Here is a 15856-nt window from a genome sequence, read left to right as displayed (position 1 = left end):
AATGAAACTACTTCGACTCAGAAGAGGCATCAGGCGACTCAGGGGGGGCATCAGATGATGTATCTGGGGAAGTAGTTTTTTTTGCACCAGGTGTTCTGGGATAGGGAATATCGGAAAATCCTAATTCAACCAATTGTTGATACGACTTTTGCCCCAAATCTCGAGAAGGATTTTGGCTGCGAATAATCTCAATTAACAGTGGAATCGCTTTCTCCGGCTTATTTTGGGCGCGATAAACCAACGCCAGTTGATAAGTCGATTGATCCCGCAGTTGTGCAGTTTCCAGCGCTTTGCGACGATGGCTTTCAGACACCCGTCGATCTACCCCTAGAAAACTAGAGGTCAAGGTCGAATAAAAATTTGAAAGTTGGTTCATAATCTGGCGGGCGTCTTGTAGCTTACCAGCCGCCAAAGAAAAATTTTGAGAGTCGTAGGCACTTTCTGCTTCAGACATTAAGCGCTTCCCTGCAGGAATGCTGAATAATCCACCCGTGATGGATGGACTCAAGACTTCAACATTCTCTAAGCCGGAAGATGGACTGGTTCCCGAGCCATCCAAGTCTCCCGCTCGTTGAGCTTGAACTGATACTGGCAACAAGGTGAAAAGGGTTAAAGAGGAAGCCAACACCGTTATATATCGGCGACCTGAGATAAAAGAGCGAGAGGGTTGCATAAACACTAGTTAATTCTGTAAAGACGCGACTGTATTCAGTTCAGGTTTCGGTCATCTTATCATTTGCTGTCGTTGCAATGATCTCAAGAAGCCTTCACCTTGCCTTCTTAGGACGTTCCCCCATCACAAAATTGTTCCATCTCCATGTGCGGAACCGGAAGCTGAGTTTGTTCTTTCGAACGAGGGACTTGCAGTTATGGTAAAAATTACTATAATTAAAATACGCGTCCTATTTGGCAAAGAAAAGTCATTCCAATTCGTCTTTTTTTGCTTGCCTAGTTTGGGTTTTTTCAAGTTTTTAGGAGTCCAACCATGCTCGGACTGGTTCCGCCTGCTGAGAAGAGCGATTTAAGTCTCAGTTTCTCTGCCTCAGACTATAGTTTGCTCACGGATCTATATCAAGTGACTATGTCTGCTTGCTATGTCAATGAGAAACTTGCGGAGAGACCCGCCAGTTTTGAATTAACAGTGCGACGAATGCCCTCAGGCTATGGCTATTTAATCGCAATGGGTTTAGCTCAGGTTTTGGATTACTTGCAAAACTTACGATTCTCTGGGGAACAAATTGAATACCTCAAGCAAACTGACTTATTGACCGCGGCTCCTGCCCATTTTTGGGAGATGTTAGCTCAAGGTCGTTTCACAGGAGATGTATGGGCAGTCCCTGAAGGAACAGCGGTTTTTGCGAATGAGCCTTTCTTGAGAATTGAAGCTCCTTTCTGGCAAGCCCAGTGGATAGAAACCTTTCTCTTAAACGCAATTAACTACCAAACTTTGATCGCAACCCGGGCTGCCCGCTTAAGGGATATGGCCGGACCAGATGCGACGGTGCTAGAGTTTGGGACCCGGCGTGCTTTTGGCCCTCAAGCTTCAGTTTGGGCGGCTCGCGCGGCGTTGGCGGCAGGGTTAGATGCCACTTCAAATGTGTTGGCCGCCCAAAAGCTGGGCAGACAACCCAGTGGCACAATGGCCCATGCCTTGGTAATGGCCATGACGGCCACTCAGGGAACAGAGTTACAAGCCTTTACTGCTTTTCACCGAATGTTTCCGAAGGCGGCTCTATTGATTGATACCTATGACACGATCGCAGCGGCTCAAACCTTAGCCCATCAGGTTAAGGCTGGTGAGCTGGAAGTCCCTGCTGTCCGACTAGATTCCGGTGATTTGGTGGAGTTATCGCAGGAAATTCACCAACTGCTGCCAGACACCCAAATACTGGTGAGTGGAGATTTGGATGAACTTGAGATTCAGCGACTCCGACAAGCTAGTGCTCTCATCCATGGATATGGTGTTGGGACCAAACTGGTCACCGGTACCCCAGTCAACGGTGTTTATAAGCTGGTGGAAATTGATGGCAACCCCGTGATGAAGGAAGCCAACGGTAAGTTAACTTATCCAGGACGCAAGCAAATTTTTCGCCAATCAAAGCAAGGACAGGTGGTAAAAGATTGTCTTGGACTCATGGATGATGCATCTGCGATGGGGCAGCCGCTGCTCCAACCGGTCATGAAGGCAGGACAAAGATTAGTGGTACCAGAGTCCTTGGCGGACATTGCTCAACGAACACTGGCCGCCGTACACAGTTTACCGACGACCGTTCGTCAAGTGGATGATCCTTCACCCATGACCGTGCAGTTATCGACTGAATTAGAGGCTTTGACGTCAGCAACGCGTCGAACCGCTCAGAAGCGCTGATAGTTTCTTTGTTTCGCAATATCTTTATCTCTCAGTTTTTACGACTTGATCAAACATGAAACATATTGCCCTTTTTGGAACCAGTGCTGATCCACCGACGGTGGGGCATCAATCCATCATTGAATGGCTCGCAGGGCTGTACGACTATGTTGCCGTTTGGACATCCGATAATCCCTTTAAACACCACCAGTCCGCCTTGGCCGAACGCCAACAGATGTTGGCCCTCTTGGTGCAAGATTCGCAACAACGATTTAAGCAGGTGGGTCTGCATACAGAGCTGAGTTACGCCAAGACCCTGATGACGGTTCAGCATGCACAGCAAATCTGGCCTCAAGCGGAGTTCATCCTGGTGGTGGGTTCAGATGTGGTGCCCACACTGTCTCATTGGTATGGGGTTGAAACTCTATTTCAACAGGTGAAGTTATTGTTGTTGGGACGACCTGATGTTCAACTTCAACCCTCTGATCTAGAAGAGATAGAACGGCTAGGGGCAAGGTTTTCTATCGCCAGTTTTCAGGGCCCTCCGGTTTCCTCTAGCCACTATCGACATACAGGGGATATCAATGATGTCCCACCTGCCATTGCCGCTTATATTCAACACCATCATCTGTACTCATGGAACGAGCCCAAGCCTCCTCTCGACGCGCCTCAACCACCTCTACTTTTGACCACCCCAACCCAGCTCTAGCAGAATTCAAAGTAGGCGTAGACAATGTCATTTTTTCTGTTGATACGGCGCAGAATCGCTTACTCGCCCTTCTAGTCAAACGCCATAGTGATCCCTATACGGGAGATTGGGCCTTACCAGGAACCTTGGTGCGGGAAGGGGAATCTTTGGAAGCCGCGGCCTATCGAGTTTTGGCGGAAAAGTTACGGGTTGAAAACCTGTATTTGGAGCAGCTCTATAGTTTTGGGGGGCCCCATCGTGATCCCCGCGAGGCTCCTGACCATTTTGGGGTTCGTTACTTATCTGTCAGCTATTTTGCGCTGGTGCGGTATGAGGATGCTTTGTTGATTGTGGATGAAGGCTGTGAAATTGATTGGCATCCGCTAGAAATGTTACCCAATCTCGCCTTTGATCACCGAGATATTCTCAACTATGGTCAGCGGCGGTTGTGCAACAAGCTCGAGTATAGTCCTGTAGCTTTTGATGTCTTACCCGACCGTTTTACCCTTGCCGATCTCTATCAGTTCTATAGCACTGTTTTGGGAGAGCACTTTACGGATTACTCAAATTTCCGATCGCGACTGTTGAAATTAGGTTTTTTGGCCGATACGGGAGAGAAAGTCTGTCGGGGTGCGGGACGGCCTGCGAGTTTGTACCGTTTTGATGTGGAAGCGTTTGCCCCTTTTCGAGATAAACCCCTAGTGTTTGTGTAGGTATGAGATATGAAAATTGCGATCGCACAATTGAATCCGATCATTGGCGATTTGGTGGGGAATGCTGCAGCGATTGAAGCGGCTGCAACCGAAGCCGATCAACAGGAGGCAACCCTACTTTTGACTCCAGAGCTCTCCCTTTGCGGCTATCCCCCCAGAGATTTGTTGCTAGACCCGAGCTTTGTGGATGCGGCCCAAACAGTATTAGAACAACTTGCCACTCGCCTACCCGTCAAACTCCACGTACTGGTAGGAACGACACAACACAATCAGGGGAACAGGGCTCAGGGGGGTAAGCCCTTGTTCAACAGTATCGTCCACTTGCATAATGGCAAGATTCAGCAGTGTTTTCACAAGCATTTGCTGCCCACCTACGATGTCTTCGATGAAGATCGCTATTTTGAACCGGGCCATCAACCCAATGTGCTGGACCTGAAAGAAGGGAAAATTGGGGTCACCATTTGTGAGGATCTATGGAACAACTCAGATTTTTGGGGGGAACGAGCCTATGCGGTTGATCCGGTTGCTGAGCTCATGAGCTACAACGTGGATCTGATCATCAACCTATCGGCCTCCCCATTCTGCGTCGGTAAACAAGAATTGCGAGAAGCGATGTTGCGACATCATGCTCAGCAGTATCACTGTCCCCTGATTTATGGGAACCAGGTGGGGGGCAATGATGACCTGATTTTTGATGGCCGTAGTCTGGCCGTTAATCGCCAGGGAGAGGTGGTCGGTCGGGCACATGGCTTCGCCCCAGATTTATTGTTCCTCACCTATAACGCCCATGATTTACTGCCCAGTCGAATAGAGCCTGCTCTATCCGATAGCAATGCTGAAATTTGGTCAGCCTTAGTCTTGGGCATTCGGGATTATGCTCAAAAATGTGGGTTTAGCCAAGCGGTTCTGGGACTCAGTGGCGGGATTGATTCATCGCTAGTAGCCGCCATTGCTGCCGCTGCCCTCGGCCCCGACAATGTGTTGGGCGTCTTGATGCCATCGCCCTATAGTTCTGACCATTCGATTCAAGATGCTGAGAATTTGGCTGATAACCTGGGAATGCCGACGACTCAGCTCGCGATCGCAACAGCGATGCAGACCTACGACCAAATTTTAGGCCCCGTTTTTGCAGGCACAGAACCTGGTGTAGCAGAAGAGAATATTCAAGCCCGCATCCGGGGCAATTTACTGATGGCTATTGCCAATAAGTTTGGCCGTTTGCTGATATCTACAGGCAACAAATCGGAAATGGCGGTCGGCTACTGCACCCTCTATGGCGATATGAACGGGGGCTTAGCGGCCATTGCCGATGTCCCTAAAACCCGGGTGTATGAACTATGCCAATGGCTCAATACTCACACACCGCCAGAGCTGGGAGCGCAGAAAATCATTATCCCCGCATCCGTCCTCACTAAGCCCCCCAGTGCTGAACTCAAACCGGGACAGGTGGATCAGGACTCCTTGCCACCTTATGAGGTTTTGGATGATATTCTCTATCGCTATGTCGATAATCATCAGTCCAGCCAACAAATCATCGCGGCAGGGCATCCTGCCGCGATTGTGGACCGAATTATTCAGATGGTCAAACAGGCAGAGTTCAAACGTCGCCAGGCACCGCCAGGGCTCAAAATTACCGATCGCGCTTTTGGCTCAGGCTGGCGCATGCCGATTGCGGCCAGATTAACAATGCGTCCAGAAAATAGGCATCTCGAAGGTGCAGAAACATAGAAATTGTCTGGATCAAACATTTCAAGATGTTTTGGTACTGTCTCTCCAATGCTTTATAAAGGAGAATTTAAGTAATTAGCCCCTCAAGAAAGGCGTTTGCAGGTGATCCAGCGTGCAATAAACGATCAATGACTGCGTATACGATCGTGATAAAGATAGAGCCTAAAATCGGATCTAGAATTTTATTTCTGAGCTTAAAACCAGGGACAAGGGCAGCTGCAAGCGCAAAAATGAAGATGTTTAAGACAAAAATAATGGGGTAGGCAATCAAGACATCGGTAAAACCTGGCCCAAACTTTAAAATCTCTTTAATCGGTCTGGCAACACCATTCAGAATGCCAAAGACTAGAGCTGAAAATACGGCTTTACCCGTGGAATCGATTTCTACGCCAAATATGGGTAGTTTGGTCATTAATAGAAAACATAGGACTGTAGCGATGAATTTGATGACTGCTCCCGTTATCGCTGAGCCCAGGCTCAAAGTAATCATAGATTTTTTCTCCTCAGAAGTCTGTGTTCATAACTAGTAATCAATAGCCAAATATACTAGTTGTCCCCCAGCTGATTGCATAATTTGCGAGTGGCTTTCATTCAAAATCAGATTTCTAATATTTTTACCGTACTATTTGCTACAGATCCCTGGAATATTTAGATTTTTTTATAAAGAAGAGTGATACTAAGTCATTTTTTAAGCGTTGAGGTTAACGTATGACAAATTCATCTGAACTATTGTCAAGAAACAACCTATCAATCTAGACCTACTATTTAGATGCGGGCATCTTTGTCCTACGATGCTCGATTTATCACTGTCGACGGGCAATTGCGGTGTATTCAATCTTGGAGAAAAAATATCAGCAAATTCAGCGGGAGTTGTTTTTAGGAATTGCAGCGTTTGGTGGCGTCATTCTTCTAGGAACCCTGTGGTACTGGTTGGTCGAGCGATGGCCCTTGGCTGATTCTCTGTACATGACGGTGATCACCCTCTCTACCGTGGGGTTTATGGAAGTGAATCCCCTCAGCGATCGCGGTCGACTATTTACAATCGTTTTGATTATTGTTGGGGTCAGCTGGCTTGGTTATATTGCCAACCGCTTTACGGAGGCGGTTATTCAAGGGTATTTCCGGGATGGTGTGCGTCTACAACAGCAGAGACGCCTGTTAGATGAGCTATCCGAACACTTTATCTTGTGTGGATTTGGACGCACAGGACAGCAAATTGCTCAGGAACTGGCCACAGAAGATATTCCTTTTGTCGTGGTTGACCAAGATTCAGAGTTAATTGGATTGGCTCAAAACTATGGATATATGTGTGTGCAAGGGGGGGCAACTCAGGATCAAACCTTACTCCAAGCGGGCATTGTCCGGGCCAGAGGATTAGTGACCACCCTTGCTTCCGATGCGGATAATCTTTATGCAGTGCTGTCTGCCAAAACCTTAAACAGCGGGATTCGAGCGATTGTCCGGGCCAATAGCGAAGAAGCGTTAGAGAAAATGCAGCAAGTGGGGGCAGATGCTGTAGTATCCCCATATATAACCGTCGGCAAACGGATGGTCGCTGCAGCCTTACGACCTCAAGTCGTTAATTTTATGGATGTTGCACTAACGGGAAGTGAGCCCGACTTTTATATCGAAGAATTGTTGATTGATCGGGAGAGTTGCCCCTTTATTGGTCAAACTCTAGGGGCTGCAGGGGTGCGATCTCAAACAGGTGCCTCTATTCTCGCTATCCGTCGGGCCAACGGCGAACTTATTGGAGCCCCATCTGCCCAAACTCCCTTTTGTAGCCAAGATCTCCTTATTTGTATGGGGACCACGCAGCAACTTTCAGCCCTTAACCAAGCACTGTCTCCAAATCAATAGAATCCCCTACGGAGTATTTGGAGTCGGTTGAGAGCCCGGTACCCCGGGTGGTAATGGCGCAGGTTGCCTAGGCAAGGGCGAAATAGGCTGGTTTGGCAAAGCAGGTTGATTGGGTGGAGAGGGAAATGTGCCAGCGCCGGGGTCTTCGACAGAAGGGACCGGTAAAACGTCGGGTTCTTGACCGGGATTTGGGCCAGGGACTTGCCCAGGGGGAGTAACCGGCTCACTTTTTGCCGTTTCTAGGGCCACTCGTTCTCCACCGACTGACCGTAGCATATCCAATACCGTAATCACTTGATCATAGGTCGCACTCCTATCGGCCTTCACAATGACGACCCCTTGGGGATTAGTTTGCAAATAACGACTCACCAATTGCTTTAACTGAGTTTGGTTGACAAGCTGGTCATTGACCGATAGCTCCCCAAGAATGCCAACCTGAACCCTAAATTTACTGATAAATTGGGGTGCTCCTGTTTCTGCTTCCGGTGGCTCAAGGGGTAGATTGAGATTGATGCCTTCAGGTCGACTTAGTCCTACAGTCCCCAAAATAAATACTGCCAATAGGCAAAAAACCACATCCAGTAGCGGAATCAGCTCAACCTGAATATCGGCTTCTTCATTTTCTAAAAATGTTTTCATAGGGGTACAAACTGGCGATTAGCGGGCAGGTCAAATTTCTTGGGATTCAGGAGAATCCTTTTGAGGGGGAAGCGCCGGTCGGGTTCCAATGGACTGCAACCAAAACTGACGATAGACCAGCTCAAGCTCATTCCCAGTGCGCCGGAAAATACGAGCCTGATTAAAGACCAACCCTTGAAACAGCCGATAAAAGGTCAAGGAAACAATCGCCACCAGCAATCCCACCCACGTACTCGTTAAAGCATTGTCAAGTCCTAGGGTAATTTTACCTAAGTCCTCAATATCTAATGCTCCTAAGGACTTTTGGAGACCTTGTATCGTTCCGAACAGCCCCAGCAAAGGGGACAAAGCAATCACGGCTTCTAGAACTTTGCTACCCTTTCGCATTGCCGTCAGTTCTTCATCAGCAGAGGCCTCTAGCGCTAATCGGAAAATTTCAGGTTCCTGATTGGCTAACCGCAATGGGGTAAACAAAAATCGCCCAATGGGTTGGTTGCTAGATTGACGAGCTAGATGAGTGGCTTCGTCCCAATCACGGCGAGCAGCATCGATAATTTGCTTAGCCGTTTTTCGTTCACCTTTGAGAAGATTACTCCAAAACCACAGCCGTTCAAAAACGGTACCAATTGCTAGTACAGAAAGCCCGAGTAGTGGCCATATTGTTGGCCCCCCCTTCTCAAATAGCTCAATAATATTCACGACGTTTCCTTTGCCCAATCTGACGATGTGAAAACGGTATACAACGTTTTATGTCCGTTTCTATCTCATCCTGAAGTATAAGGTATAGAACGTCTTATTCATTTTTGGAATAAATCTAGATGTTAATCAATTGTGGGCTTTTGCTATTAATCGATAAATAAGCATCAGTAAAATTTGGATAGTTCTCCAGATTAGCCCTATTTGACGGTGAAACGTTCAATTAACGCAAATCCATACCAGATCGGTCACAAGATTTTTGTCAAGATAGAGAGGTAAAGGAGTCCCACATCAATGAAATTTTCTATCAAAGCTCTCTATCACTGGTATCGCAATAGTCTTCGTAACCCTAAGTACAGGGGATGGATGATTGCGGGTACACTGGCATATCTTCTCAGTCCGCTTGATATATCACCAGAATTCTTCCCTATTGTCGGGCAAATTGATGATTTAGCTGTGTTAACGCTGTTTATCTCTGAGCTGTTTCAAGTATTCATCGAAGAATATCGACAGCGTCAGGCAACGACGAGGGCAGAAACTGCGGGACCAGAGGGACAAACAACGGTTGATGTTGATGCAGTTCCCCTTCAAGACTGATGTATCCTTTGGGAGATTGGCTACAAATCTCACTGAATTCCTAAATGCCTGGTTACCCAACACCACCCAGTCCATGGTTTGAATATTTTGCCCGTGTTCAACCTCGCCATACGGATTATGCTGGAATTGCCTGGCATGGGTCTTGTTTGGAGTGGATGGAAGCTGCTCGTATTGAGGTGTTCCGTTCGGTAGGGTTGGAATATTCGGACTTGGTCGATATGGGATGCAACTTACCTGTTGTTGACTTATCACTTCGATACCGACAGCCCATTCAGATGGGAAAGGAAGTTGTTGTGAAGTCTAGAATTAGGGCGATTGAAAAAATCAAGCTGTGCTGGGATCAGGATGTGTATTGTGGCAATAACAGTAAGCCGAGCCTTTTAGGCAAGGTCACCCTCGTGCCTCTTCATTCAAAAAGTGGCCGTGTACTTCGTACCCCACCCCAAGAATTTAAAAATGCCATTGAACAAATTTTTGATGGCAAAAAGGTTTAATTTTTATTTCTGTGTAAATAAATAATTTAAGAATACTTTTCAGGAAATTTGAAAAAAAAATTTTCGATAACACCTCAAATGTCACGACTCCGTATGCAGTTCATTATCATTGGCTGATGTATAACTTCTGTATAAGATCAGAGATAAAAGTGCTTTTTTGCGTATAAGATGCCGCTTTTATGTTTAATTTATTCTGGTTAGCAAATAAGGTGATTTTTTTGGCTTGATCCAATGCTTAATTAGTGAATCAGTGTTGTGACTTCGATCACATTCAGGTGTGATCAAAAACACACCTGAATTTATAAGATATTTTTTAATTTGAATACAAGTTTGGGCATACTAACCACACGCAACGTAATTCAGTAGGTCTGGGAGCACCTTGAATTAGGAAGCAGTTATTCAAGTCACTCGTCTGTGTTGCCCTGATTCCTTAACTGTAAGCCTCATCCTTTACTGAGAAATCAAGTGTATACTCAATTTCCACATCACTCATCTCGCCCTGTTTCCAATGAGCAAAGAGTGTACGATCATCTTTTGGCTAGCGTACGCACTGAATCTCCCCAAGAGGTGTTACATCGATTTCAATCCCTGTTCCTGGGAACCTCTAGCTATCCAGATGTTGCAATTCAGCAAGCGATTAATGGAATCGTCAAGTCCACCACCAAGCAAGAAGACTTTTCCTTATTCTTAAATCGCTGTTGCTACATTCTGGTGAATAGTTGGCAAATTCAATTTGATTGTAGATACGCGATATCGAGTTTAATTGAACTATTAGGGCAGGCTAGCAGTATGCCTGCGAGTTTAGGTCGGACTCAAACCAAAACTCGCTTAAGATTACTTGTCAAACATTTTGCGAAAAGTACTCATTTCCAGCGACTGCGGCGTTTTGCAGATTTTATCAATCCCAGTGCATTGACGTCTGGGCAACAACCGCTGGTGACCTTGCTGCAGCGATATCCTTATCTGTACAAACACTGTTTAGTGTCCCAAGGGGATTCACAAGAGCATCAACAGGTGATCCATCATGCTCAAACCCAAGCTCAACAAAAGTTTGAGCTGGATTTATCGCTTTATATGACCGATCTGTTGAAGCGAAATACCAAGAAATCTGGATCGGTGATTCAAACCGTTGGCCAACCCAATATGGACAATGGCCAAATTATTCAGCCTGTTCATAACCCTACATTACTGAGTGACTCAGAACTTCGCAGCTCGCTAAAGCATTTTGTGGGTAAGGTAGATGCCCGCAATACCCATCTGGATCTGGCTAAGCAGTTTGTCATGCAACAGCAATCAATGGTGCCGACCTATAAACGGTTCAAGAATGATTTCTATGAATATCTTGTCTCTTCAATAGATAGTAAGTTTGGTCAATGTCGCTTTAACAACCAACTGCATCAGTGTCTGCGAGATATGTTCCCAGAGAGTAATAATCGGGAAATGAATGACTTCTTAATGGTTCGAACATGCCAGCAGATCCTCAATTTTTTGGTCATTGAAAGTCGTCATAAACCAAAGCATTGGATCTTTATGGATCTGATCAATAATGTAGGCTCAACCTCCACGGTTAGCCTCGTCTTAAAAGTGGTTTTGGTCTGCAAAAAGATTAAGCCCTACCTCGAAAAACGGTTTGCAATTCTCTTCAACCACTATGAGTCTCAGAAACAGTCATCTGTCCAATGGCTAGTTCATTGCTTCGAGAAGCTTAATTTGGCTTGGTGTAGTCAGTTTGGGAAATTTGATTACTCTTATGTCTCAGTTCTTTAATAGCTGCCATTGAAATTAAAAGAGGCTGAATGCCTCATCCTCAGAGGTTCGTCTCCAATGGCAATGTCTTATCGTAAGAGTTGGCTGGCAACCAAAAACTAAAACTAATCCTGTATTCTTTGCCTAAACATCAAATGTGTTTTGGGAACTTTTTTTTTTCTAACCATGGTGCGGTCTCCAATTATGTTTGGATTCTAGTCCGCTTACACAAAAGTCTGATCAGTCTTGACCGCCTATTTAAGCTGCGATGTCAGCTTCTTCTTCATCGGGTAAACCGAAAACTTGACGGAAGACCTTGCTAACTTTATAGCCAGAATCAATGGATTCCAGGGGATCTTTGCGCAAACGGTGGCGCAGACAAAGGGTGATGACCCGGCGAATATCTTCGACGGTGACTTCAGTCCGTCCTTCAAATGCCGCAATGGCTTTCGCTGCTCGATTACTAACAATGTCACCGCGCAGCCCATCCACATCTAATTCAGAGCAGACTTGGGAAATATTGACCCGCAGCTCATGATCGATGTTTACATGGGCTAAATTATTCTGGGCATTGACCAACTGCTCTTGCAAGGCTTGTTGATCCGCCTGGTGATTTTCTAAATACGTGTGGGGATCTTGATCAAATTGGGCTCGCTCTTCCACAATTTGCACGCGCAATGTCGGATCTTTGACGGTATGAATTTCAGCATGCATGCCAAACCGATCCAATAACTGCGGGCGCAGCTCCCCTTCTTCTGGATTGCCGGAGCCAACTAACACAAAGCGGGCGGGATGGCGGATGGAAATCCCCTCTCGTTCCACAGTGTTCCAACCAGAGGCGGCTGAGTCCAACAAGACGTCCACTAGGTGATCATCCAGCAGATTCACCTCATCCACATAGAGAATACCGCGATTGGCTTTTGCCAATAAGCCGGGTTCAAAGGCCTTGACTCCTTCTGCCAGGGCTTTTTCAATATCGATGGTGCCACAGACCCGATCTTCTGTTGCACCTAAAGGCAAATCCACCATTGGCACTTGCATTTGGGTTATGGCTGGGGTTTGACCACTCGTGGTTAAGACTTTCACCTCGTCACTCATCAGTTCTGGATCTTCGGGGTCGCTGTTGAAGGGATCATCGACGACGACATTAATCTCTGGCAGCAAATTAGCCAAAGCCCGAATGGTTGTCGTTTTGCCTGTACCGCGATCGCCCATAATCATCACGCCGCCAATCCGGGGGTCAATGGTGTTGAGAATCAACGCCAGCTTCATTTCTTCTTGACCGACGATAGCTGTAAAGGGAAAAACAGCGCGTGCAGGCGCTTTGGTCGCAGTAGAACTCACAGAAATACCTGATCAATAGCTTTTATCCAGTGCTTCCCATTGTGCCATATGGAGGCCGCTCAAGAGCGCTAGTCCGTTCAAGGCAATGGACTACGAAGCCAGTTAAGATGCTCCAGAGGCCAGAATCGCAGGTTCGCCCGACCGATTAAATTTGAGAGAGGTAAAAATCCCCAAATATGGGAGTCGTTGCTATTGTTGCGGTTATCCCCCATGACAAATAGAGTGCCCTCAGGTACTTGAACGGGAGCTAATTCATACTGAGGAGCTTCGGCAATGTAGCTCTCGGATAGCGGCTGGCTATCTACAAAAACTTGACCATTCTGAACCGCAATCGTTTGTCCCGCAACGGCAATCACTCGCTTGATAAAGGCTTGTTCAGGCGCGTAGCCAATAGCCTGCAAAGGTAAAGGGGTATGGAAGACAACAATATCGCCAACTTCTGGCTGGCGGAGTCGATAGGAAAGCTTTTCAACCACAATGCGATCACCGGGCGTCAGGGTGGGCTCCATAGAGACTGAGGGAATGTAGCGAGACTCGGCCACCAATCCCCGAATCAATAGGGCAAGGATCAGTGCGATCGCAAGGGTTACTATATTGTCTTTCTGGGATTGCCACAGTTTGCGCCACGCTGGAATAGGGGTTGCCTCAGGTGTGGGTCGATCCTCTGAGGTCATAGGTAGGAGTTCTCTAGTAAAATGGACGATCTTCTAAACCACTAGAATACTCCTCAGTAGAGTCGCTTGAGGATATATTCCGTTAAATCAATCAGCGCTTGTCGGGACTCGGAGGCGGGGAGGAAATCGAGATGATGAACCGCCTGGTGGGCAAATTGTTCAGCGAGGGCTCGGGATTTGGGAATTCCTTGACTATCGTTGACCAGGGCAATCGCTTCTTCTAGATCTTCTTCCTGGTCGAGATGCCGATCAATCAGCACTTTAAGGTAGGGCTTCTCTGCGATCGCAAATAGGACGGGTGCCGTTAAATTACCGCTACGCAGATCTGAGCAGGCTGGTTTACCCAGGGCATTAGTCGAACCGGTGAAGTCCAAAATATCGTCAACAATTTGAAAGGCTAAGCCCACACAGCGACCATAAGCATATAGGTCTTGGTTGGCTTGCAAAGAAGTGCCGCTCAGGACGCCTGCGGCCTTAGCACTATTCGCCATTAAGGAAGCGGTCTTATAATAAGACTTCTCTAAGTAGGCTTCTAGGGTCAGAGCAGTATCAAAGCAATTGATACCCTGCTGAATTTCCCCTTCGGCAAAATCTTTAATCACCTCAGACAGCAGTTTCACCACCTCAAGATTGTCTAAATTGGCCAAGTACCAGGAGGCTTGGGCAAACAGGAAATCACCGGCCTGAATGGCAATCCGATTACCAAATAGACTATGGACGGTGGGCACTCCTCGGCGCACCCCTGAATCATCCACCACATCGTCATGCAATAAACTCGCCGTGTGGATCATCTCAGTGATTTCGGCCAACCGCCGATGCCGAGGACTCAGATCTTGATCCGGGAGGAGTGCTCTGGAAAGCAAGAGCACAATGGCTGGACGCATTCGCTTCCCACCCGCTTGAAACAGATGTTCAGCCGCGGCGTAAAGAACTGGATGTTGGGCACGTACCAGATCCTTGAGGTTATCTACCAGTATGGCTAAATCGGCTTCAACTGGATCGAAAAGAGATGTTACTGAGGTCATTGATTTGTTTATCTCAGACGGTTATGAAATAGAGATTACAAAATTTTACATATGCTTATCACATTGTAACTCTCTTCGTTTGCTAGAGGGTTCATCACCCATCAGGAATTCAAATCGCTTCGGAGATGCCGCTAGCAGGTCATTGATTATCTGCCGATACTCTCGCGTCCCGTTCTTCCCTGTAAAGGGCCACAGGTGGGAGACGCATTTTTGAGGACATGATGTGAACGCTTTCATGAAAGCGCTTTGACAAAGATTTTGAAGTTGGAAAGCCCACCACTTTCAAGAGGGAATGGAAAACGCCAATGTGCGATCAAGTGCTGTCAGTCTAATTCAGCGATAAAGTAATAATATTCTTCGATTCACTCAGGCCTCTGCTGGTTCTAGAGGGAAGTCCTCTTGGTAAAGGACTGCACGTACTGCAAGAAGCTAGTCTTGGCAGTTTAGCTGGGAAGCAGAATCGCCAGGGGTAACATCTGGGATTCAATCTCTGTCGGACCTAAAGGAAGAAAACCAGTTCTGGTTGTTTGGAGTAATCCAACTCCACAGGGCGTTGTCTAGAGTGCGAGTAGATGTCAGACGGGGCTTAGCTCCGCAATCTACGCCAGTAGCGCTGAATCCCACTCCCTTTAGAGGCGGGAGTGCGTCAATATAGTGAAATTGTTCCGAGGCCATCATCCGCTGGAGAAGTTTGCCCATGTCTGACACGCCATCCACAAAACAGTCCAATTCTCCTAGCGTTTGGCGAACCATGACTGGCGCTATCCTGGCAGGAACGATGGCCTTCCCTCTGGCCAAGCTTTCTTCCAAGATTGCCCAATCTTTTGCTGAGCATCCGTTCACCTCGGAGAATCAAACGGCCCTTAAAATTGCGATCGCTCTCAAAACTTTAGTCGTAGGGTTAAGCACCTTAGCCACTGGAATTTTTTGTATCGCCGCCTTGGGATTAACTGCTTTGTCCATCCAGATCCTGTGGCAGAATCTCAGATCGGCCTTAACGTCTTCTGAATCTGAATCGATGGACTTATCTGAGTAATAATCCTGAGTTAACCGCTCTAATCTTGGTAGCATGGGAATTACTACCAAAATTTGCGCTATCCCCAAGCTTGGTATGGACAGCCATATGATTGGGATCTCCTCTAGGTTTTGCTATCCAGAGGGTACAAACGCCTAGTAATATCAGAAGGGAGCAATTTAATGCTCTATTCTGTGCAAACCCCTTCTCATACGGGTTGGTGCCTGGGGTTAGTTGCTGTTGAGATAGGATTTATAAAGGAAATCGTAGTTATGACCACTAAACCAGAC

General features: G+C 46.9%; 16 protein-coding genes. 9 read left to right on the top strand and 7 right to left on the bottom strand.

The features are described from left to right. Window positions 1-7 precede the first annotated feature (7 nt). Complete coding sequence (locus Q0991_RS06525) at window positions 8-673, bottom strand: hypothetical protein (RefSeq protein ID WP_299486581.1); 666 nt, start codon at window positions 671-673, stop codon at window positions 8-10. A 312-nt stretch (window positions 674-985) separates the two neighbouring features. On the opposite strand from Q0991_RS06525, the gene Q0991_RS06520 reads away from it, so the two are divergent. The 4 genes from Q0991_RS06520 to Q0991_RS06505 are packed head-to-tail and all read left to right on the top strand — an operon-like array spanning window position 986 to window position 5476. Continuing rightward, a complete protein-coding gene (locus Q0991_RS06520) occupies window positions 986-2368 on the top strand; it encodes a nicotinate phosphoribosyltransferase (protein ID WP_299486579.1) in 1383 nt (460 codons plus the stop codon). Window positions 2369-2423: 55 nt separating this feature from the next. Continuing rightward, window positions 2424-3056: a nicotinate-nucleotide adenylyltransferase gene (locus Q0991_RS06515; protein WP_299486578.1), complete on the top strand. Its 633-nt coding sequence runs from the start codon at window positions 2424-2426 to the stop codon at window positions 3054-3056. Continuing rightward, window positions 2984-3748, top strand: coding sequence for an NUDIX domain-containing protein (locus Q0991_RS06510; protein WP_299486576.1), 765 nt, complete (start codon window positions 2984-2986; stop codon window positions 3746-3748). The genes Q0991_RS06515 and Q0991_RS06510 overlap by 73 nt, the downstream gene beginning before the upstream one ends. Window positions 3749-3757: 9 nt before the next feature. Further along, window positions 3758-5476 carry an NAD+ synthase gene (locus Q0991_RS06505; protein ID WP_299486574.1) on the top strand — a complete coding sequence of 573 codons (1719 nt, stop codon included), beginning with the start codon at window positions 3758-3760 and terminating at the stop codon, window positions 5474-5476. A gap of 67 nt (window positions 5477-5543) precedes the next feature. Here the strand turns inward: Q0991_RS06505 and Q0991_RS06500 are convergent, their stop codons facing one another. Further along, window positions 5544-5966, bottom strand: a complete 423-nt coding sequence (locus Q0991_RS06500; protein ID WP_299486572.1) for a phage holin family protein — start codon at window positions 5964-5966, stop codon at window positions 5544-5546. Between the two features lie 335 nt (window positions 5967-6301). On the opposite strand from Q0991_RS06500, the gene Q0991_RS06495 reads away from it, so the two are divergent. Beyond that, the gene (locus tag Q0991_RS06495) at window positions 6302-7336 is read left to right on the top strand and encodes a potassium channel protein (RefSeq protein ID WP_299486570.1); all 1035 of its coding nucleotides are present in this window, start codon (window positions 6302-6304) and stop codon (window positions 7334-7336) included. Between the two features lie 6 nt (window positions 7337-7342). Here the strand turns inward: Q0991_RS06495 and Q0991_RS06490 are convergent, their stop codons facing one another. Both Q0991_RS06490 and Q0991_RS06485 read right to left on the bottom strand, forming a co-directional pair. Next, window positions 7343-7975, bottom strand: a complete 633-nt coding sequence (locus tag Q0991_RS06490; protein WP_299486569.1) for a biopolymer transporter ExbD — start codon at window positions 7973-7975, stop codon at window positions 7343-7345. A 30-nt stretch (window positions 7976-8005) separates the two neighbouring features. Further along, window positions 8006-8674, bottom strand: a complete 669-nt coding sequence (locus tag Q0991_RS06485) for a MotA/TolQ/ExbB proton channel family protein (protein WP_299486567.1) — start codon at window positions 8672-8674, stop codon at window positions 8006-8008. Between the two features lie 291 nt (window positions 8675-8965). Here Q0991_RS06485 and Q0991_RS06480 point away from each other — a divergent pair, with 291 nt between their 5' ends. The 3 genes from Q0991_RS06480 (at window position 8966) to Q0991_RS06470 (ending at window position 11529) form a co-directional block, all read left to right on the top strand. Continuing rightward, entirely contained in the window at window positions 8966-9268 is a 303-nt protein-coding gene (locus Q0991_RS06480) for a YkvA family protein (protein ID WP_299486565.1), read from the top strand. A 44-nt stretch (window positions 9269-9312) separates the two neighbouring features. Beyond that, the gene (locus Q0991_RS06475; protein ID WP_299486563.1) at window positions 9313-9762 is read left to right on the top strand and encodes a thioesterase family protein; all 450 of its coding nucleotides are present in this window, start codon (window positions 9313-9315) and stop codon (window positions 9760-9762) included. Window positions 9763-10227: 465 nt separating this feature from the next. Beyond that, complete coding sequence (locus tag Q0991_RS06470; RefSeq protein WP_299486562.1) at window positions 10228-11529, top strand: hypothetical protein; 1302 nt, start codon at window positions 10228-10230, stop codon at window positions 11527-11529. Window positions 11530-11766: 237 nt separating this feature from the next. Here Q0991_RS06470 and bchI read toward each other — a convergent pair whose 3' ends face one another. The 3 genes from bchI to sds form a co-directional block, all read right to left on the bottom strand. After that, entirely contained in the window at window positions 11767-12852 is a 1086-nt protein-coding gene (bchI, locus tag Q0991_RS06465; protein WP_299486560.1) for a magnesium chelatase ATPase subunit I, read from the bottom strand. Between the two features lie 77 nt (window positions 12853-12929). Next, window positions 12930-13526, bottom strand: coding sequence for a signal peptidase I (gene lepB, locus Q0991_RS06460; RefSeq protein ID WP_299486558.1), 597 nt, complete (start codon window positions 13524-13526; stop codon window positions 12930-12932). Window positions 13527-13579: 53 nt separating this feature from the next. Further along, window positions 13580-14551 carry a solanesyl diphosphate synthase gene (gene sds / locus Q0991_RS06455; RefSeq protein WP_299486556.1) on the bottom strand — a complete coding sequence of 324 codons (972 nt, stop codon included), beginning with the start codon at window positions 14549-14551 and terminating at the stop codon, window positions 13580-13582. Between the two features lie 697 nt (window positions 14552-15248). Between sds and Q0991_RS06450 the strand changes: the two genes are divergently transcribed. Beyond that, window positions 15249-15587 carry a DUF3082 domain-containing protein gene (locus Q0991_RS06450; RefSeq protein ID WP_299486554.1) on the top strand — a complete coding sequence of 113 codons (339 nt, stop codon included), beginning with the start codon at window positions 15249-15251 and terminating at the stop codon, window positions 15585-15587. Window positions 15588-15856: the final 269 nt, after the last annotated feature.

The sequence above is a fragment of the Acaryochloris sp. IP29b_bin.137 genome (assembly GCF_028285745.1).
GTDB lineage: Bacteria > Cyanobacteriota > Cyanobacteriia > Thermosynechococcales > Thermosynechococcaceae > Acaryochloris.
Note: the sequence above shows the minus strand (reverse complement) of the source record. Positions and strands in the feature narration are given on the sequence as shown.

Bases quoted from the DNA above. Each gene is read 5' to 3' on its own strand.
- Q0991_RS06490 (WP_299486569.1), bottom strand. From the start codon at position 7,975: ATGAAAACATTTTTAGAAAATGAAGAAGCCGATATTCAGGTTGAGCTG.
- lepB (WP_299486558.1), bottom strand. From the start codon at position 13,526: ATGACCTCAGAGGATCGACCCACACCTGAGGCAACCCCTATTCCAGCG.
- Q0991_RS06475 (WP_299486563.1), top strand. From the start codon at position 9,313: ATGCCTGGTTACCCAACACCACCCAGTCCATGGTTTGAATATTTTGCC.
- Q0991_RS06525 (WP_299486581.1), bottom strand. From the start codon at position 673: ATGCAACCCTCTCGCTCTTTTATCTCAGGTCGCCGATATATAACGGTG.
- sds (WP_299486556.1), bottom strand. From the start codon at position 14,551: ATGACCTCAGTAACATCTCTTTTCGATCCAGTTGAAGCCGATTTAGCC.
- Q0991_RS06500 (WP_299486572.1), bottom strand. From the start codon at position 5,966: ATGATTACTTTGAGCCTGGGCTCAGCGATAACGGGAGCAGTCATCAAA.
- Q0991_RS06505 (WP_299486574.1), top strand. From the start codon at position 3,758: ATGAAAATTGCGATCGCACAATTGAATCCGATCATTGGCGATTTGGTG.
- Q0991_RS06450 (WP_299486554.1), top strand. From the start codon at position 15,249: ATGTCTGACACGCCATCCACAAAACAGTCCAATTCTCCTAGCGTTTGG.
- Q0991_RS06480 (WP_299486565.1), top strand. From the start codon at position 8,966: ATGAAATTTTCTATCAAAGCTCTCTATCACTGGTATCGCAATAGTCTT.
- Q0991_RS06515 (WP_299486578.1), top strand. From the start codon at position 2,424: ATGAAACATATTGCCCTTTTTGGAACCAGTGCTGATCCACCGACGGTG.
- Q0991_RS06520 (WP_299486579.1), top strand. From the start codon at position 986: ATGCTCGGACTGGTTCCGCCTGCTGAGAAGAGCGATTTAAGTCTCAGT.
- Q0991_RS06510 (WP_299486576.1), top strand. From the start codon at position 2,984: ATGGAACGAGCCCAAGCCTCCTCTCGACGCGCCTCAACCACCTCTACT.